At 71.7% G+C, this 18,774-nt stretch carries 15 protein-coding genes; 6 read left to right on the top strand and 9 right to left on the bottom strand.

Annotated elements, in window-relative coordinates; genetic code table 11:
• Positions 1-25 precede the first annotated feature (25 nt).
• The 3 genes from DB32_RS34600 to DB32_RS34590 are packed head-to-tail and all read right to left on the bottom strand — an operon-like array spanning position 26 to position 3,397.
• Entirely contained in the window at positions 26-850 is an 825-nt protein-coding gene (locus DB32_RS34600) for a hypothetical protein (protein ID WP_053236936.1), read from the bottom strand.
• On the bottom strand, positions 850-1,854 hold the full coding sequence (locus DB32_RS34595) for a tetratricopeptide repeat protein (protein WP_053236935.1): 1,005 nt from the start codon (positions 1,852-1,854) through the stop codon (positions 850-852). Before DB32_RS34595 ends, DB32_RS34600 begins: the two co-directional genes overlap by 1 nt.
• 1 nt (position 1,855) lies before the next feature.
• Positions 1,856-3,397: a serine/threonine-protein kinase gene (locus DB32_RS34590; protein ID WP_053236934.1), complete on the bottom strand. Its 1,542-nt coding sequence runs from the start codon at positions 3,395-3,397 to the stop codon at positions 1,856-1,858.
• Between the two features lie 133 nt (positions 3,398-3,530).
• On the opposite strand from DB32_RS34590, the gene DB32_RS34585 reads away from it, so the two are divergent.
• Both DB32_RS34585 and DB32_RS34580 read left to right on the top strand, forming a co-directional pair.
• A complete protein-coding gene (locus tag DB32_RS34585; RefSeq protein WP_053236933.1) occupies positions 3,531-3,983 on the top strand; it encodes a hypothetical protein in 453 nt (150 codons plus the stop codon).
• Positions 3,980-5,497 (top strand): GMC family oxidoreductase, encoded by a 1,518-nt coding sequence (locus DB32_RS34580; protein WP_053236932.1) that lies wholly within the window; start codon positions 3,980-3,982, stop codon positions 5,495-5,497. Before DB32_RS34585 ends, DB32_RS34580 begins: the two co-directional genes overlap by 4 nt.
• A gap of 536 nt (positions 5,498-6,033) precedes the next feature.
• Here DB32_RS34580 and DB32_RS34575 read toward each other — a convergent pair.
• The 5 genes from DB32_RS34575 to DB32_RS49215 form a co-directional block, all read right to left on the bottom strand.
• The gene (locus DB32_RS34575) at positions 6,034-7,248 is read right to left on the bottom strand and encodes a vWA domain-containing protein (protein ID WP_169791655.1); all 1,215 of its coding nucleotides are present in this window, start codon (positions 7,246-7,248) and stop codon (positions 6,034-6,036) included.
• Between the two features lie 49 nt (positions 7,249-7,297).
• Positions 7,298-9,832 (bottom strand): hybrid sensor histidine kinase/response regulator, encoded by a 2,535-nt coding sequence (locus tag DB32_RS34570; RefSeq protein WP_053236930.1) that lies wholly within the window; start codon positions 9,830-9,832, stop codon positions 7,298-7,300.
• Positions 9,833-9,887: 55 nt separating this feature from the next.
• The gene (locus DB32_RS34565; protein WP_053236929.1) at positions 9,888-11,078 is read right to left on the bottom strand and encodes a heparan-alpha-glucosaminide N-acetyltransferase domain-containing protein; all 1,191 of its coding nucleotides are present in this window, start codon (positions 11,076-11,078) and stop codon (positions 9,888-9,890) included.
• A gap of 82 nt (positions 11,079-11,160) precedes the next feature.
• Positions 11,161-12,180 carry a zinc-dependent alcohol dehydrogenase family protein gene (locus tag DB32_RS34560; RefSeq protein WP_053236928.1) on the bottom strand — a complete coding sequence of 340 codons (1,020 nt, stop codon included), beginning with the start codon at positions 12,178-12,180 and terminating at the stop codon, positions 11,161-11,163.
• A gap of 3 nt (positions 12,181-12,183) precedes the next feature.
• A complete protein-coding gene (locus tag DB32_RS49215; protein WP_053236927.1) occupies positions 12,184-13,383 on the bottom strand; it encodes a phosphatase PAP2 family protein in 1,200 nt (399 codons plus the stop codon).
• A 101-nt stretch (positions 13,384-13,484) separates the two neighbouring features.
• Here DB32_RS49215 and DB32_RS34550 point away from each other — a divergent pair, with 101 nt between their 5' ends.
• From DB32_RS34550 to DB32_RS34540, 3 genes are all read left to right on the top strand, one after another.
• A complete protein-coding gene (locus tag DB32_RS34550) occupies positions 13,485-13,823 on the top strand; it encodes a hypothetical protein (protein WP_053236926.1) in 339 nt (112 codons plus the stop codon).
• A 26-nt stretch (positions 13,824-13,849) separates the two neighbouring features.
• The gene (locus tag DB32_RS34545; RefSeq protein ID WP_053236925.1) at positions 13,850-14,812 is read left to right on the top strand and encodes a hypothetical protein; all 963 of its coding nucleotides are present in this window, start codon (positions 13,850-13,852) and stop codon (positions 14,810-14,812) included.
• Between the two features lie 81 nt (positions 14,813-14,893).
• Entirely contained in the window at positions 14,894-16,117 is a 1,224-nt protein-coding gene (locus DB32_RS34540) for a pectin acetylesterase-family hydrolase (protein WP_053236924.1), read from the top strand.
• Between the two features lie 21 nt (positions 16,118-16,138).
• On the opposite strand, the gene DB32_RS34535 is transcribed toward DB32_RS34540, so the two are convergent.
• Positions 16,139-17,050, bottom strand: coding sequence for a hypothetical protein (locus DB32_RS34535; RefSeq protein ID WP_053236923.1), 912 nt, complete (start codon positions 17,048-17,050; stop codon positions 16,139-16,141).
• A gap of 123 nt (positions 17,051-17,173) precedes the next feature.
• Between DB32_RS34535 and DB32_RS34530 the strand changes: the two genes are divergently transcribed.
• A complete protein-coding gene (locus DB32_RS34530) occupies positions 17,174-18,751 on the top strand; it encodes a right-handed parallel beta-helix repeat-containing protein (protein WP_169791654.1) in 1,578 nt (525 codons plus the stop codon).
• The last annotated feature ends 23 nt before the right edge of the window (positions 18,752-18,774 follow it).

The raw sequence follows: 18,774 nt of genomic DNA, 5'->3' as shown, positions 1-18,774 counted from the left end.
GCTCGTCATCCGTTCCGTGGATGGCTCAGGGGCGCGGCCAGCCCATCGGGATGCAGCGGTAGAGCCCGGTGCCCATGCCCGCCTCGTTGCACGTGGTGTCCGCGGGGCACGTGCCGGGGTTGCACACCTGGAGGCACGTCGTCGTGCTCATCATCGGCGGCGGGAGGTTCTGGCAGGCCTCGCCGTCGAGGCACGTCGCGCTGCCGGAGCACGGTCGCGTGCACACTTGGTTGATGCACGCGAAGGGCGCGTCGCAGTCGGCGTTCGTCGCGCAGCGCGTGTACTGATCGGCGCCCGTCGCGAGGCCGGTCTCGACGCACGCGTTCGCGGTGACGCCGCCCCAGCGACCCGCGAGGCACTCGACGCCGGTCGGGCAGTCCCCGTCGGTCCCGCAGCCGACGCGACAGTGCGAGCCTCCGCAGTATCCGGGCATGCCGCTCATCGACGACGGACAGCGACCCGCGGTGCAGGGCGGCGCGCAGTAGCCGCTGGTCCCGGGGCCGTTGCGCACGCAGAGATCGCCGCCCATGCACGGGCGCGCGTCGTCGCAGGCGCGGTAGTCGAAGCGCGGCGGCGGCGCGTCGGGCGGCACGAACGCGTCGACCGGCGTCTGCGCGTCGGGCACCTGCGCGTCCGTCATCGGCATCTGCGCGTCCATGCCGCCGTCGCGCGGAGGCTCGGGCCGGTCGTGGCAGTGCGGTGGATCGCCCGGCTCCTCCGACCAGCAGTGCGGGAGCTCGTCGGGGCAGCGCCGGTCGGTGCACTGATAGAAGCCGCTTCCCTGGAGGTCGGGAGAGCACCCCGCGATCGACAGCACGATCGCCGCGAGCAGTCGGCGCGACACGTTCATCAGAAGCTTCCTCCGACCGCGAGGCTCGTCGGTCCGACGCGCAGCTCGACGCGCTGGCGCTCCCGCCCGCGCGTGCCGTCCCCGAGCGCGCCCCACACGATCCCGGCCACCGCGCCCGCGGTGCCGATCCCGATCAGCGCGATCCCGACGCCGGTCAGCACCGGCGCGCGATCGTTCGCGTCGCTGATCGCGCTCCACTCGGTGTGCATGCGCGCGTTCTCGACGCTCGAGATGTCGTGCAGCCCGACGCCGAGCAGGATCGCGCCGGTCACGATCGCCGCGCCACCCACGCCCGCGACGATCCACGGCGCGGGGTCGCTGCCTTCTTCGCGCGGCGGCTCGTACGCCGGCGGCGGGACCAGCGGCGCGGGCTCGGGCTCGACGCGCGGCGGCTCTTCGCGCGGCGGCGCGAGCGGGCTCGTGTCGATGTCGAGCGGCTCGTCCTCGCGGCCACGCACCACGAGCCGTGCGCGCGCGGTGCGACCCTCGGGCGCGCGGATCGTGACCTCGTGATCGCCGACGCCGACGAGCAGCTCGCCTTCCTGCTCGGGCCACTCGCCCGCGACCTCGACGCCCGTGCCGTCGAGGTACAAGCGCGACCCCGCGGGCGCGATCGGCACCACGAAGCGCCCGACGAACGCGCGCGCCCGCAGCAGCAGATCGTTCACCTGCGCGCGCTGCTCGTCGGTGAGCGCACGACGCGTCTCCTCGAGCGACGCGCTCAGCGCGCGCACCGCCGCGGGATAGTCGCGGAGCTCGAAGCTCGACATGCCGATGCCGCGCAGCGTTCGCGCGTTCGGGTACACGTCGTGCGCGCTGCGGAAGAGCGCGCGCGCCTCGGCGAACCGCCCTGCGCCGAACTCCGCGACCGCCGCTTCGATCAACGTCGCGTACGACGTCGGCTCCGGCGGCTCGGTGGTCGTCGCGTCCTGCGCGTGCGCGACCTGCGACGAGAGAGCGACGGCTGTGATCAATGCGGCGGCGACGCGGAGCGCGTGCGTCATGTCAGAATTCGTCCCTCGAGAGCGAGCCGGTGCGCCCCGACGTCGAGCGCGGCGGTGTCGGCGGCGTGGTCGTCGTGGCGGCAGGAGGCTCGGGGCGCGCGGTGGTGCTGCGCGTCGCGTGACCTCCGCGATGTCGCGTGGGGCGCACGGGCGGCTCCGGCTCGACCGCGATCGGATCGCTCGCCGGCGCGGGCTCGACCGCCTGCGGCTCGAGCGCCGCGATGCCTGCGTCGGGCGCGGCGGTCTCGATGCTCGGCGCGGGCGGTGCCGGCGCGATCGGCGCGGGCGTGGTCGCCGCGGCGCGGGTCGGGCTCTCGGTCGGCGCGCTCGTTCGCGTCATCGCGTGCAGCACCACCGCCGCGAGCGGCACCACGATCGCGATCGCGAGCCCCACGACCATCGCGCGCGACGTGCTCCGCCCTCGCGCGCGCACCGGGAGATCGGGCACCGAGAGCGGCACCGACGCGTTCGCGGCGGGCGCGCGCATGGCGGCGCTGTCGAGCTGGATCTCGGCCGCGCCTTCGGGCGGTCGCGCCGAGTCGGGCCGCGCCGGTCGCGTCGGCGTGACGCTCGCGCGCGGAGCGAGCGCCTTCGGTGCCGGCGTCGTCGGCTTGATCCCGATCTCCGCCGAGCTCGCCACCTTCGCGCCCGCGAGCTCTCCCGCGAACGGCGCGATCGCGTCGCGCAGCGCCTCGACGCTCGCGATGCGCTGCTCGGGATCCTTCTCGAGCGCGCGATCGATCACCCGCGCCAGCTCGCGCGGCAGATCGGGCGCGATCACGTCCGCGGGCACCAGCGGGTCCATCACGATCGCGACCATCAGCGCGCCGTACGTCTCGGCGCGGAAGGGCACGCGCCCGGTGACCATCTCGTAGAGGATCGCGCCGAGCGCCCACACATCGGTGCGCGCGTCGACGTCGCGCGCGCCGCGCACCTGCTCCGGCGACATGTAGCTCGGCGTGCCCATCGTCGTGCCGGTCTGGGTGATCGAGGGCTGCGGCGCGCTCGCGTGGGCGTGCTCGTGCAGCTTCGAGATCCCGAAGTCGAGCACCTTCGTCGTGATCGCGCGCCCGTCCTCGCTCTGCACGACGAAGAGGTTCTCGGGCTTCAGGTCGCGGTGCACCACGCCCGCGCGATGCGCCGCCGCGACACCCTCGAGCGCCGGCAGGAGCAGCGCGACCGCTTCGCTCGGCGCGAGCTTCGTCTCGCGCTCGACGTACGCGCGGAGCGACGCGCCGCGCAGCAGCTCCATCACGAGGAACGCGGAGCGCTGGTCTGCGTCGGAAGAAGAGCTCACGCCGACGTCGAGCACGCCGACGACGTTGGGGTGATCGATGCGCCCCATCGCGCGCGCCTCGCGCAGGAAGCGCTGCACCGACGCCGCATCGGCGTCGGGGTCGGGGATCATCCACTTCAGCGCGACCGCGCGCCCGGTCAGCGTGTGCCGCGCGCGATAGACGGCGCCCATGCCGCCTCGACCGAGGACGCCTTCGATCTCGTACTTCTCGACGACCTCGCCGACGCGCGGGCTCCCGTCGGTCATCGCCGGGATGATAGAGGAGCGCCGGGCCCGGCGCGATGCTCCGTCGAGGCTCGCGCGATGGTTGTCGTCGCAATCGCCTCTCGCTACGCGCCGCGAACACGCGTATAAAGGCGCGCCGAACGAGAGGTGCGACGTGACCTGGCTCGTGCGCTCCGCGATCATCGCGATGTACCCGCGGACCGAGGCGCTCCCCGGCGCCGAGGACTGCGACATCGACGAGTTCCTCCGTCGCTTCCGCCGCGAGACCACGTTCTTGATGTGGCTCGGCGTCGTCGCGGGCGCGGTGGTCTTCCACTGGACGCCGATCCTCACGGTGTTCTTGCCGCTGCCCGCGTTCCTCCTGCCCGCGGGGCTGCGCGACAAGCACGCCTATCGGATCACGACGACGAACCTCTATCTGATCCGCCAGGCGGTCTTCCTGCTCAAGCTCGCGGCGGGCCTCTGCTGGGGCGGGCACCCGGAGGTGCGGAAGCGCTTCGCGCTGCCGGTGCAGCCCGCGGATCCCGGCACGTTCCGCACGAGCGGCGACGTCCCGCCGAGCGCGCTGACGACGTCGCGCGACGAGATGCAGCAGAGGTCGGCATGAGCGGCGCGCGTCACATCGCGTTCGAAGAGCGCAGCAAGGGCACGATCGAGGTCGAGGTCGACTACGTCGTCGTCGGCTCGGGCGCAGGCGGCGCGGCGGCGGCGGTCACGCTCGCGCGCGGCGGCGCGGAGGTCGCGATCGTCGAGGCCGGCGCGTGGCGCGACGGCGAGCACTACCCGTACAGCGCGTACGGCTCGATGCGCGACCTGATGGACGACTGGGGCTCGACCGTCGCGGTGGGCCGCGCGTTCTGGCCCGTGGTGCAGGCGCGCACGATGGGCGGCACGACCGTCATCAACAGCGCGATCTGCGTGCGCACGCCCGACGACATTTTCGCGCAGTGGGAGAAGGAGCGCGGCATCGGCGGTCTGCGTGATCGCGTGCTCGCGCACCAGGAGCGCATCGAGCGCGAGCTGAGCGTCGAGGAGGTCCCGCCTGCGGCGCGTGGTCGGTCGAACCTGCTCGCGATGAAGGGCGCGGAGGGGCTCGGCTGGGACTCGCACTACATGCGCCGCTACGTGAAGGGCTGCGAGGGCACGGGCCAGTGCCTCCAGGGCTGTCGCAAGCTGCGCAAGCAGAGCACGAACCTCAACTACGTCCCCGAGACGATCGCGCGCGGCGGCACGGTGCTCTCGTGCGCGCCGGTCTCGCGCGTCGTGCTCGAGGGCACGCGCGCGATCGGCGTGCGCGGTCACTTCGTGCATCCGCAGACGCGCGCGAAGGGCGCGGTGTTCTTCGTGCGCGCGCGCAAGGGCGTGTTCGTCGCGGCGTCGGTCACGCACACGCCGGTGCTGCTCGCGCGCTCGGGCGTGAAGAGCAAGATGATCGGAGAGCAGTTCCGCGCGCACCCGGGCACGGGCGTGTTCGGCTGTTACGACGAGCCCGTCGACATGAACGTCGGTGCGACGCAGGGCTGGGCGTCGACGCAGTTCCGCAAGGAGCCGGGCCTGAAGCTCGAGACGCTGGCGATCCCGCCCGAGCTCGTCGCGTCGCGTCTGACCGGCGCGGGCGTCGAGCTGATGAAGCGGCTCGCCGAGTACCGGCACATCGCGATGTGGTGCCACGCGGTGCGCGCGGAGTCGGTGGGCACCGTGCGTCCCGCGCCGTTCAGCGACAAGCCGATGGTGAAGTACGGCCTCGATCGCGCGGACATGGAGCGCTTCCGGCAGGGCATGATCCTGCTCGCGAAGCAGCACTTCGCGGCGGGCGCGAAGGCGATCATCCCGGGCATCCAGGGCATGCCGTACAAGCTGACGGCGGATCAGGTCGGACTGCTCGACGACGCGCCGCTCGATCCGAAGAAGTACATCGCGATCCTCAGCCACTTGTTCGGCGGCGCGATCATGGGTCGCGATCCGGCGAGCGCGGTGGTCGACGGCAGCGGGCGCGTGCACGGCTATCAGGGCTTGATGGTCGCGGATGCGTCGGTGATCCCGAGCAACCTCGGGGTGAACCCGCAGCACACGATCATGGGGCTCGCGAGCGTGTTCGCGGAGGACGCGCTCGCGGCGTGAAGCGAGAACGGCCGCTCGAGAGACGACGGCCGAGCACGCGCAGGTGGCACGAGGACGAGGCACGCGGGACGCGCACGTGCACGAGCACGGTCGCGTGCGGCGGCGCGGTGGTGATCGATGCGCGGCGACGCGTCGAACGCGCGCATCGAACCCGGATCGAGCGGGGTCGTTCGCAGAATCCAGAGTGGTTTCGCGTGCTTCGTGATGTCGCCAAACGGGGTTAGTCGGGTGCTGACCCCCGGGTATCCGCTCGGCTGAGTCGAGCTCAGTCGATCGCATACCAGGGGGTCAGTCGATCGCACACCAGGGGGTCAGTCGATCGCAGGCTCGACCTCAGTCGATCGCAGGCTCGACCTCGGGCGATCGCAGAGTCTCGCTCAGCAGAGCGCTGACCCGAGGTCCGTCGAGCGCGTCCGCGCGGGGCCCGCCGACTCGTGCCACCGAGCACCGCGAGAGACCCGTGCACGTGCACGTGCTCGTCCCGCGTGCTCGTCCACGTGCCACCTGCGCGTGCTCGGCAGCTCCTCGCGCGCGCCTCAGATGATGATCACCCCACACGGGAACGTCGCCGTCAGCGCCTCACCGCCGCGCTGCAGCCGATCACACGCCGCGCCCAACAGGCGGATCGTGTCCGCGTCGACCGCTTCCCAGTCGGTCCCGCACGTCAGCGGGTCGCCGCCGAGCCGCACCTCGCCGTCACACGCGCGCGTCGGATCGATCTCGCCCTCGAGCGTCAGCTCGCAGCTCACGACGCTGCCGACGATCGTCTCGAGCGCGGTGCGCAGGCCCGCGGTGTCGGTCGCCACCCAGAACGGCGCGGCGGGCATGTCCTCGTCGGGCGCGTTGCCGATGCCCGCGTTCGCGATCTGCTGCAGGTGATCCGCGCCCACGTCGTCGCCGACGCTGATGACGAACGTGCGGATGTCGCGCGCGTACGCGGCCTGCACCGCCTCGAGCGACTCGCGGCGACCGTTCACCTCGTCGTCGCCGTCCTCGCAGGTGTCGGGCTCGCCGTCGGTCGCGAGCACGAACACCGTCGGCTGATCGGGCGCGTCGATCAGCGAGTCGAGCCGCCCGAGGATCGCCTGGATCGAGTCGCCCGTCGGCGTGCCGCCGGCCGGGTTGCGCATCCGGTACTCCGTCTCGATCGCGTCGTAGTTGTCGAGCGCGGTCGGCACCGTGATCAGGTCGGGACAGCCCGAGGGCGAGCCCGACTCGTCGTACATCGCGAACCCGAAGCGCACCGACGCCTGGAGCGGCGAGATCACTCCGTCCGGCGTGTCGAGCAGCGCGCTCTCGAGCACGTCCCAGCGCGAGTCGCCGTCGTCGAAGTCCTCGTTCATCGAGCCCGAGCGATCGATCACCAGGAGCACGTTCGGGGTGCTGCGCGTCGCGTCGACCGTCACCGACGCGCACGTGCGATCGGCGGGCAGCGCGTCGGGGCGCTGCGCGTCGCCCACCGCGCCGTCGAGGCCGCTCTCGACGCAGTGGCCATCGCCCGAGCACACGCGGCCCGCGCCGCACGTGATGGTCGACGAGCAGTCGGCGGTGCACTCGCCGTCGTCGCCGCAGTAGAGACCGGGGCCGCACGGCGAGCTCGCGCTGCAGGGACGCCCGCATCCCTCGGGCGCGCCGGCGCCGGTGCACGCCTGACCGCCGGTGATGTTCCCCGAGCAATCGCAGCCCGCGAGCGTCGCGGCGAGCACCGCGACCGTGAAGCAAAAGGATCCAGTGAAGCCAACGCTGCGCATCCGACCATGCTCCCGGCGCGCTCGCACGTGCGCGCCCGTTTCGATCCTCTCACGACCCGCGCTCCTCGGGGCACGGGGGATTTCCCGACAGCGTCGAGAGCACCGACGCGACGGCGCGCCCGAGCGCGTCCGCGGTGAACGGCTTCGCGAGCAGCGGCGCCTCCACGCCCTCGGTGTCCTTCGCGGCATACGCCGAGACGAAGAGCACCGGCAGATCGGGGCGCGCCGCGCGGAGCTCGCGCGCCAGCGTCGGACCGCTCTCGCCGGGCATCACGACGTCGCTGATCAGCACGTCGAACGCCTCGCGCGATGCGATGTCGCGCGCGCTCGCCACGTCGTGTGCTCCGAGCACACGATGCCCCTGATCTGCGAGGAGCCGGGCGATCGTGCGGCGCACGCCGGGGTCGTCCTCGACGAGCAGCACGGTGCTGTGGACCGCGTGCGCGCGCGTCGAGCGGATCGCCGGTGCGAAGCGCCCCGTCGAGCGCGCGGTGGTCGCGCTCGCGGGAGGCAGCGCGATGCGGAAGGTCGTGCCGCGTCCCGGCGCGCTCTCGAGGGCGATCGCGCCGCCCGCTTGGCGCACGATCCCGTGCACGCTCGCGAGGCCGAGCCCGCTGCCGCGCGCGGCGCCCTTCGTCGTGTAGAACGGCTCGAACGCGTTGCGCCGCACGTCGTCGCTCATGCCCGCGCCGGTGTCGCTCACCTCGAGCATCGCGTAGCGGCCGGGCGCCGGCGGCGCGTCGATCCACGGCTCGGAGCACGCCTCGCCGACGTCGCAGTCGTAGGTGCGCACCGTGAACGCGCCGCCGTCCGGCATCGCGTCGCGCGCGTTCATCGCGAGGTTCACGAGGATCTGCCCGAGGCGCGTGGGATCGAAGCGCACCGCGATCGTGGCGCCGTGCTCGAAGCGGACCGCGACGTTCGCCGCGAAGAGCGGGCGCAGCAGGCCGAGCGACGTCGAGAGGAGATCGTCGAGCGGCGCGACGCGCTCGTCGGCCGGGTGTCGCCCCGCGAAGAGCAAGAGGCGCCGCGTGAGGTCCGCGGCCTGGCGCGTCGCCTCGATGATGCTCGTCGTGAGCTCGGCGTCGACCGAGCCCGCGGGCGCGCGACGCGCGAGCGCTTCCGACGCGTTGCCGATGATCGTGAGCAGGTTGTTGAAGTCGTGCGCGACCCCACCCGCGAGGCGACCGACGGTCTCCACCTTCTGCGCGCGCACGAGCTGCTCGGTGAGCCGCACGCGCTCGGTCACGTCGACGTTCGCGCCGAGGATCCCGACGACGCGATCGCCGACGCGGATCGGCGCGGAGATCCCTTCGTAGCGGCGCGCCACGCCGCCATGCACGTGCTCGACGGGCCGCACCACGACCTCGCCCGCGAGCGCGCGTGCGTTGTTCTCGCGCCAGTGGGCGAGGACGCTCGGCTCGACGTCGAGATCGACGATGCGCTTGCCCGTCGCGTCGCCCCAGTGCGCCTTCGCGCTCGAGTTGACGAGCACGTAGCGCTCGTCGCGATCGAGGATCCAGAAGTCGAAGGGGAGGCTCTCGATCGCGGTCTCGAGGCGCGCCTCGGACTCGACGAGCCGTGCCTCGGTGCGGCGGCGCTCGGCGATCTCGGCGCCGAGCTCCGCGTTCGCGCGCTCGAGCTCGTCGGTGCGCGCGGCGACTCGCGCCTCGAGCTCGTCGCGCATCCCCTCGAGCTCGCGCTCGCTCTGGCGGCGCGCCCACTCGGCGCTCGCGAGGACGAGCGCGGGCATCGCGAGGGCGAAGACGAGCGCGTCGATCTCGAGCAGCGCGAGATCCATCGACACGTCCCCGAGCGGCCGGCGACCGCGCGCGAGCGCGCCGATCGCGCCGAGCCACGCGAGCATCGTCGCGATGCCGGCGTCGCGCGGCCCGAGCCGATACGCGATCGCGACGAAGATCGGCAGCAGGACGTAGGGCGCGCGCGTCCCGGGCGCGATCCCGAGGGGCGCGAAGAGCACCTCGATCGCGACGAGCAGCACGATCGTGTACGCGGCACGCTCGACGAGCGACACGTCGAACACGAGCCGCGCGCGGAACGCGAGCACGATCGGGACGACGAGCGTCACGCCCATGAAGTCGCCGAGCCACCACGTGAGCCACGTGCGCGCGATCGCGCCCTGCGCGCCCATCGCGTGCACGGTGGCGGTCCCGATCGTCGCGGCGACGATGCAGGCGAGACCGGCGCACGCGACGAGCAGCCCGACGCTCCTCGGCGAGCGGAGCGCATCGAGGCCGCGCGCGAAGCGCACCACGAGCGTGCGCCCGACCAGCGCCTGCACCGTCGAGCCCACGCCGATCGCGGTGCTCGCGAGGATCAGCTCGGCGCTCGGCACGCCTGCGCGCGCGTAGAAGAGCGCGTTGAGCAGCGCGCCGCCCGCGAAGATCGCGGGCGCCACGCGCGCGCCGAGCACGAGGACCGCCGCGAGCGCGATCCCCGAGGGCAGCCACACCGCCGAGACGTTGCCCGGTGTGCTCGCGAGGGCCATCCCGACCCAACCGGTCGCGATGTAGATCGCGGCGAGTCCGGAGAGCGCGATCGCGCTCCGCCCGTGAGCTCCCATCGCCTGGGAGGATGTACCCAGCGCGCGGCGCTGTCGCGCTCGTCGCGCGTGTAGGTCAGCCGGTGACGAGCATCCACACGAACGCGCTCGCGGCCGCCAGCTGCATCGCCTGGAAGCGCACCTCGCGCTTCTTCAGCTCGTGCCACACGCGCGCGAGCACGAGCATCGAGACGAAGAGCGCGAGCGCGACGAACGTCGCCTCGCCGAGCGAGAGCGACTCGCCGGTGTACGCGCGGATGCCGCGGTTGAGCACCGAGCCGTGCAGCACGAGCAGGTGGCCGACGTAGACGATCAGCGACTCCTGGCCGACCACGCGCACCTGGTTCAGCGCGCGTCCGGCGAGCGAGCTCGGATCGCGCGCGACCGCGGCGCGCTCCATCCAGCGCTCGGCGAAGCAGAGGAGCGTGAGCACCGCGAGCACGTTGCCGAGCCGCCAGAAGAAGAAGTACGGGCTCGTCTTCCAGAAGTCGTGGATGCCGTACGGGTTCCAGAGCGTGTGGTTGACCGCGATCGGCACGAGCAGGACGAGCGCGGACACGATCGCGAACGGCCACGCGAGGGCGCGCGCGGGCTGCGCGACGTTGCGGGCGAAGTACGCGCAGAGGATCCCCGCGTACGTGAAGCCCGCCCACGGCACGAGCGGGAAGAGCGATCCCGACGAGCTGTTCACGAACCCCGAGATCCCCGGGTGCAGGACCTCGTGCGCCTGCCAGCGCCACACGATGGGCGCCGCGAGGACGACGAACGTGAACATCGTCCCGACCGCGATCACGAAGCGCCGCGGGGTGCGCAGCACGAGCACGAGCAGCTGACAGATCGCGAGGCTGATCGCGATGTGCTGCAGCACGTCGACCTGCAGCCATCGGTTGAGGCGCTCCGGGCTCAGGCTGGTGAGCGCCTGGAGCGACGTCGAGGGCAGGTGCAGCGCGTAGCCGATGATCAGCAGCCAGCCGTAGCGGCGGAAGCGCTTCCACAGCGCGGGCCCGGGGCGCAGGTTCGCGTCCCACGTGCGGAACGTCGTGTAGCCGAACGCCAGCCCCGACGCGAAGAGGAACATCGGCGCCGTGTAGCCGTGCACGAACATGTGGTGCCGGTACCAGCGCTCGGCGCGCACCGCGGGGTCGAGCAGCTCGGTGAACGTGTGGCCCTGCACCATCAGGAAGACGGCGCAGAAGCGCAGCAGGTCGAGCGCGAGCCAGCGGCCGCCCTTCTTCGTCTCCTTCGACGTCTCGACGATCGCCGCCATCGAAAACCGCGCGCGATGTTCCACGTCCGACACGGACGTGCAATCCCGGAAGGCAAGGACGAAGCGCGCTCATCCTCGCACGTCACGAGACGGCGAGACAGACCTTCCCGAAGTGCGCACCCGAGGCGAGATGCGCCAGCGCAGCGGGCGCATCGTGGAAGTCGAACGTGCGGTCGATCACCGGGCGCACGTCGGGATGCGCGGACAGCGCACGGCAGAGCGCCTCGAGGCTCTCGCGCGGCCCGACCATCACGCCCTGCAGGCGCACTTCGTTCATCAGCACGGGCAGCACGCTCAGGTTCTCCGCGCCGCCTGCGAGCACGCCGATGACGTACACGCTGCCACCGCTGGTCACGGCGCGCAGCGACTGCGCCATCGTGCCCGCGCCGCCCACTTCGACGACGTGATCGACACCGACGCCGCCGGTCCGCTGGCGCACGGTCTTTCCCCACTCGCGTTCGCTCGTGTAGTCGATCACGTCGGACGCGCCCATCGCGAGCAGCCGCTCGCGCTTGTGCGCCTGGCTCGACGTCGCGATCACGCGCGCGCCGAACAGCTTCGCGATCTGCAGCGCGGCGATCGACACACCGCCGGTGCCCTGCACGAGCACCGTCTCGCCGGCCGCGACGCGTCCGTGATCGACCAGCGCGTGCCACGCGGTGACGGCGGCGCACGGCAGCGCCGCGGCCTCGACGTCGGTGAGGTGCGGAGGCGCGAGCACCACGCCCTCGTCGCGCAGCCGCACCTCGGTCGAGAGCACGCCGCGCACGGCGCCGCCGAGCGCCGAGCGCAGCCGCGCGTGCGTGGCTTTGCCGGCGACCCACGTCTGCGCGAACGCGCCGATCACACGATCGCCGACCTTCACGCGCGTCGCGCCGGGCCCGACCGCGATCACGTCGCCGCACACGTCCGAGCACGGCACGTGCGGCAGCACGAGGCGCGGGTCGTACGATCCTTTGACCACCAACAAATCGCGATAGTTCAGCGAGACCGCGCGCGTCCGCACGATCACCTCGCCGGGCCCCGGCGTCGGATCGTCTTCCGTCGCGAGCGCGAGCCGCTCGAGCCCGAACCCGCCCTCGATGCGCCACGCCTTCGTCATCGCTCAGAACCAACCGGCGACCATCGCGCCGTACGTGTCTCCGGGGCCGACCATCGGCGCGGGGATCAGCGCGACCGGCGGACGCAGCTCGGGGCGCGCGCCGCCTTGGTAGTGCACGAGCCACGGCACGATGTAGCCCGCCACGAACCCGACGGCCGCGCCCATGAGCACGTCGGTCAGGTACTCCTGGTTGCTCATCACGCGGAGCAGCCCGACCACGCTCGCGACGGTCATGCCCACCACGCACGCCGACGCGTCCGCCGCTTCGTCGTCGAAGAGCGGCATGTGCGTGTGGTGCAGGCACATGAGCGACGCGCCGGTGAAGGCGTTCATCGTCTGGTTCGAGAAGAAGCTCGTCGTCTCGAAGTCGCCGTCCTCGCACGCGGGATCGGGCGGCGAGCTCGAGTCGGCGCACCGCGTCGCGACCGGCCGCTCGCGCCGCGCGAGCAGCACCGTGACCTTCCAGACGACGAGCGAGATCACGTACGACTCGAGCGCGATGAGGCCCATCTGGAACGCGGCGTCCCAGTTGCCGTCGACGATGCCCACCGCGCCCAGCGCGTCGATCACGAAGGGCGACGCGATCATCACCCACTGCAGCACCTCGGACGCGACGCGCGCGGTCTCGCGCGCCTCCGCCGACTGCAGTCGCAGGTTCTGCTCGACCGGATCGTCGAAGAGGATCCCACCCGTCCAGTTCGCGCTCGTGGTCGCGGTCGGCAGGAGCTCCGCCGCGACGAGGAGCGCGCCCAGCCCGAGCGAGAGCACCGCTTCGTCGAACGAGTAACGCGGCCAGTCCTCGCGCCACACGATGCGATGGCGCGGCTCGAGATCGACCTGCTGCGCCGCGGGCGCGGTGCCGACGACGGTGCCGAGCGTCGCGACGACGTCCTCGCCGCGCTCTTCGTCCGGGCCCTCGGCGTCTTCTTCCTCGTCGCCGTCGTCGCGCTCGATCGCCTCGGGATCGAGGGTGGCGCCTCCGCTCGTGGCGGGCGCCGTCGCGTCGTCGACCGCGCCCTCGACGACGCGCGACGCGTCGACGTCGGGCGGCGGAGGAGGCGTCGGAGGGTTCACCGGTGGGACTGGTGTGCTCGACGAGCCGACGTCGCCGGGCACCACCGCGCCACCTTGGGCGCGCGCGATCGATGCGCCCGCGAGGAGCGCGCAAGCGGTCGCGAGCGCGAGCAGGCCGCGGACGAGCACGGGCGAGATGTACGGCGGTCACCGGATCTGCACAAGACCGACCCGCCCCAGCTCACGCACCGTTCTTGCCCCCGCCCTCGCGCTCGGACAACGTCGCGGGCATGAAGCGTCTCCACCCACTCGCGCCGTTCGTCTTGTTCGCCGCGTGCGCGCTGTCGCAGGCGGGCTGCGTGCGCACGCCGCAGTCGATCTGTCAGGAGTACGTGGACGCGATCAACGCGATGTTCGAGCGCTGCGACATCCGCTTCGAGTTCGACGTGGTGCGCCCCGACGGGAGGCGTGGCTGCGGTGGCGTGCAGCGCGTCACCGACGCGCACCCGATCCTCGACGAGTGCATCCCGTGGGCGGAGTCCGTGGAGTGCACCGCGGTGAACCCCGCGGACCCGAGCAGCTCGTTCCCGTCGTCGTGCAGCTCGCGCGTGTTCCAGTACGTCGAGTGACGCGCGGGGACTAGAATCGGAGGAGCGTGACGCGATACGAGCGACAGTTCCGATCGGTCGCGCGCTCGCTGGGGCACGTGGAGCTCATGCGATCGTCGCTCGACGACGTGCTCGGGCTCGATCATCGCGATCTCCTCGACAAGGACGCCGGGCGTCGCTTCCTCGACTTCTACGGTGACGAGGGCATCCGCCTCGCGATCTCGCGCTACGGGCTCGAGGGCGCGATGCGTCGCCGCGGGTACGATCACTTCGAGATCGAGACGCGCGCCGCCGACGATCGCCACACGCTGCTCGTGTTCGGGCGTCCCGCGCAGGAGCCGCCGAGCGACGGCGAGACCAGCGCGGATCCCGCGCTCGAGCGCCATCGATTGATCGAGCTCGTCGTGCGCCGCGATCGGCTCGTCGTGCACGAGGTGCCCGGGCTCCCGAAGCTCGAGGCCGCGTACGACGTGCTCACCGTCGACTGGCTGCTGCTGCAGGATCCGCTCGCGCGCTTCACCGAGCACCGACCGCGCCTCCCGGGTCAGGACGCGCCGGGGCTCGGCATCGGCGAGCGCGTGCTCGAGCTGCTCTATCGCATGGTCGAGCGCCTCGGCCTGCACGCGCTCGTGACGGTCGCCGAGTACTTCCACAACGCCGTGCTCTACGCGCGCGAGCTGCCCTTCTTCGATCCCTCGCACGGCGGCAGGCTGCGCGCGCTCGAGTCGGCGCTGATGGGCACCGAGAAGCTCTCGCTGGCGCAGGCGAGCTGGGCGACCGAGTGGGGCTGCGTGCGCGGCGCCGACGACGCCGTGCTGCGCTGGAAGGGCGAGGCGCAGGTGCGGCCCTTCGCGCCCGAGCTCACGGAGTGGATGTCGAGCGAGGCGCACGTCGAGGCCGAGGCGCGCGCCGCCGCGGCGACGCGCTTCGTGCTCGATCGCGCGTTCTTCGACGACCGATGGAGCGCGGAGAAGGACGCGCTCGAGGGCCGCGAGCCGAGCGTGGAGTGACGGCGGGTCCAACGCGGGACGCGAGCGACGCTTGATCGCGCTGATACGATCACGCGACCCAGCGCCCGCGGAGGTGGACCGATGACGCGCCGGATCGCTTCGCTCGTTCTCAGCTCGCTCTCGCTCTCTCTGTTCGCATGCGGAGGTGACGACGCGCCCTCCGACGTGATCGATGCCGCGATGCAAGACGTCGACGCAGGCACCGGACCAGCCGACGACGGAGGTCGCGCGTACCGCGACGCGGGCCCGATCGTCGTGCCGGATCCCGGCGCGTGCGAGACCTGGGGGCTCGACGACGAGGGCGACGCGATCACCGGGCTCGAGGAGGGCACGTGGACGTTCGTGCCGTTCCCCGACGCGCACTGCATGAACGGCAGCTCGACCGGCATCGGCGTGAACCTCGCGCCCGGAGGGAGCGATCGCCTCGTGATCTATCTCGAGGGCGGCGGCGCGTGCTTCGACTCGATCACGTGCTCGGGCGTCGCCGGGATCAACGGGTTCGACGGCGACGATCTCGCGGGCTCGTCGGGGCAGATCTCGAACTACGGGATCTTCCGCCGCGGCGACGAAGCGAACCCGATGCGCGACTGGAACTACGTCTACGTGCCGTACTGCACGGGCGACGCGCACGCGGGCACGAACCCCGACGGCTTCGAGGGCCGCGAGCAGGTCGGGTTCGACAACGTGCACGAGTACCTGCGTCGACTCGTGCCGACGTTCCGCGAGAGCGAGCTCGTGCTGCTCACCGGTGCGAGCGCGGGCGGGCTCGGCGCGTTCGCGAACTTCGATCAGGTGCAGCAGGCGTTCGGGTGCACGCCGGTGCACATGCTCGACGACTCCGGCCCGGTGCTCGACGACGAGTACCTGCGGCCGTGCTTGCAGTCGATCGCGCGCGACTACTGGGGCCTCGCGGTGCCCGCGGACTGCACCGCGTGCACCGCGGACGACGGCGGCGGGCTCTCGGCCGTGTGGACCTACCTCGCGCTCAAGTATCCGGATCGGCGCTTCGGGTTCCTCTCGAGCACCGCCGATCGCACGTTCCGCACGTTCTTCGGGTACGGGCTGAGCCCGCGCTGCAACTTCCCGCAGTCGATGTCCGCGGCGATGTTCGAAGAGGGCGTGATCGATCTGCGCGATCGCATCCTCGGGCCGCACGACAACTTCCGCACGTTCTATCAAGAGGGCGACTTCCACACGTTCGTGGGGCGCAGCCTCGGCAGCGTGTCGCAGGACGGAACGACGCTCGGCGCGTGGGTCGGTCAGCTGATCGACGGCGACGAGGCGTGGTCGAACGTCGGGCCCTAGCGAGAACGCGCGCCCGCGGGATCAGGGCCCCAGCTCGACCCCGCCGGCGATGCGAACGCCCCACACCTTCGAGCGCGTCGCGAGGCCCTCCGGCTCGTCGAGGTTCAGCGTGCCGCGGACCTCGACGAAGCCGGGGCGAACGAGGAATCGTACGAACGGCACGAGCGAGAGCTGCGCGTCCGCGGGCCGGCTGACGACGTTCGGCGTGCCACCACCGTCGCTCCATCCGGCGAGCTGGACGCGCGCGCCGATCGCGAGCCAATCGGTCGCCTGGGCGCCGACGTACGCACCGACCTGATAGAACGCGACCGCGACTGGTGTCTCTTCGTTCGCGTCGAGCAGCCACAACGACGCGCCGACCGCGAGATCTCCACCCGCGAGGAGCGCGCCCGCGCGGGCGTCCACGTCGCCGCGAGCGAGCATGCCGGGACCGTGCACGAAGCCGTCCCAGCGATCCCACAGACCGACGATCGCGTGGCCGAAGTGAGTCATGCGCTCGGCGCGGCGGCTGTCGCCGTTGAGCATCGCGAAGGGCAACACGACCGCCGGCCCGCCGCGCAGGCGGATGCTCGCGCCATCACTCCAGCCGAACATCAGCGACATCGTCGAGCCGCCGATCGCGCAGCACAGGAACGTGCCGACGTGCTCGTAGGTCCGTCCGAAATACCCGCGCAGCGTGCCTTCGAGCTCGATCGTGCCGAGGCCGCGCTCGTCGCGGCTCCACACACCGACGCGACCGCTCGCGAACGCCGCGAGCGAGCCGAAGAGCGTGTAGCCGCCCAGGATCGGGTGCCACGCACCGCCCGCGATCTCGCCGGAGATGCGCCGCTCGATCGCGGGATCGAGCGACTCTCCGGTCCTGGTCTGGGCCGTTGCGACCGACGCCGTCAGCACCGACGCGAGCACGAGAGGGCCGACGATCGCGTGGCTCACGGCGCGCTTTCTGACGCGCGAGGGCGGTTCTTGCACGCGCGATATCCGCGTGACAGACGATTTCCGGTTGAGCGCCGCATGCTCCGATCGTTCGCCCCAGCAGTGATCTCGGCGTGGATCGTGGTGGCGCCATCCATTGCGCTGGCGGCGCCGTGCACGGACGAGGAGCTCACGCGCATCATCGCGCCGGTCGACGGCGACGACTCGCTGGCGCGCGTCGAGTGCGACGTCGATCTCACGCCGCTCATGACGGCGGCGATCACGCGCACGCTCGTCTTCTCCGGCGCGGCCAGCAGCGGCACGTCGCTCGATTGCCACGGCGGAGCGCTCGGCAGCGCACATGCGCCGGCGACGATCTTGATCGTGTCGGAGCGCATCGGCTCGTCGTCGATCGAAGGGCTCGGCATCTGGGATCCCGTCACCGACGTGACGATCCGCGACTGCGAGATCCACGGGAACGTGCGCATCCAAGGGATGGGCACGGGTCGCTGGACCGACGAGGCGACGCGCTCGTCGCACGTCCCGTTCGGCCACGTCGCGCGTGTCCGCGAAGCAGCTCCGCGTCGCATCACGTTCGAGGACGTCACGTTCGTCGGCCTCGGCGGCATTCCGCTCTACGTCTCGATCGGCGTGCAGGACACGACGGTCGTGCGCTCGTACTTCACCGGCCGTTCGAACAGCACCGCGCTCTACATGGATGCGGAGTCGAGAGGCGCGACGATCCGCGACTGCGTGTTCGACACCGAGACGCGACGCGAGGTCATCGCGCTCGACTCGTCGGAGGAGAACCGCTTCATCGCCAATTGGATCTCGAATCTCGACCGCGGTGGCATCTATCTCTATCGCAATTGCGGCGAGCGCTCGATGGTTCGATTCACGCCTTCACAGCGCAACGAGATCATCAACAACGTCTTCTATTACGAGCGCTACCGCGGTCCGTACCCGGGCGTGTTCTTCGGCGCCGACGACGGCTTCTCCACACATCGTTTCTGCCATCAGGATCTCGACTATCCGTACGGGAGCGGCGCCGACGATCGCGACTACACGCGATGGAATGCCGTGATGCAGAACCAGATCTACAGCCGATCCCCCGGTGAGGTGCTCCACACCGAGTGGCCGGTCACGAACGTCCCGAACCACGTGGAGGGGAACACGACGGTGACGAGCGCGATCTCGCGGCCATCGGGCTGCTTCGTGCGCGACGCGCACGTGCCGCGGTTCGTCCCTCACGGCGAGAGCGTCCGGCTCTCGACGGATGGCTACGGACGTCCGTTCGAGTCGCCCGTCGACGTCACCTGCGTCGACGGTGATCTCGACTACGCGTCGACGCCGACGCTTCGCCCCGCGCGTGAGATCGCGTTCGCGTGCTCCCGATCGAGCCACAACGCGGGATGCCGCGGAGAGATCGTCTGCCCTGACGGGGGCACGCTCGCGGGGGCGCGCGCGGCGTGCAACCTCGAGTGGGGATCGGTGACGGACGCGCATCTGGCCTCCGTGCCGCGCGACATGATCCAGGTCGTTCGCACGTCCGACGTCGGGCTCGAGGGACGGTGCTGGGTCGGTGAAGAGGGCACCTCCGGCGGCGAGCTCTCGATCCTCGGTACGCTCGGCGGGAGCAGCGCGGGCTTCGGGTGTCGCGAGCACGACCGCAACGGCGGTGACTGCGAGATCCGCGGTATCGCCCATTGTGTCGATCCCTGACGACGAGCATCTGGCGCTCGTGC

Source organism: Sandaracinus amylolyticus (assembly GCF_000737325.1).
GTDB classification, from domain to species: domain Bacteria; phylum Myxococcota_A; class Polyangia; order Polyangiales; family Sandaracinaceae; genus Sandaracinus; species Sandaracinus amylolyticus.
The sequence above is the reverse complement of the archived record's forward strand: the minus strand, read 5'-3'. Positions and strand labels throughout refer to the sequence as shown.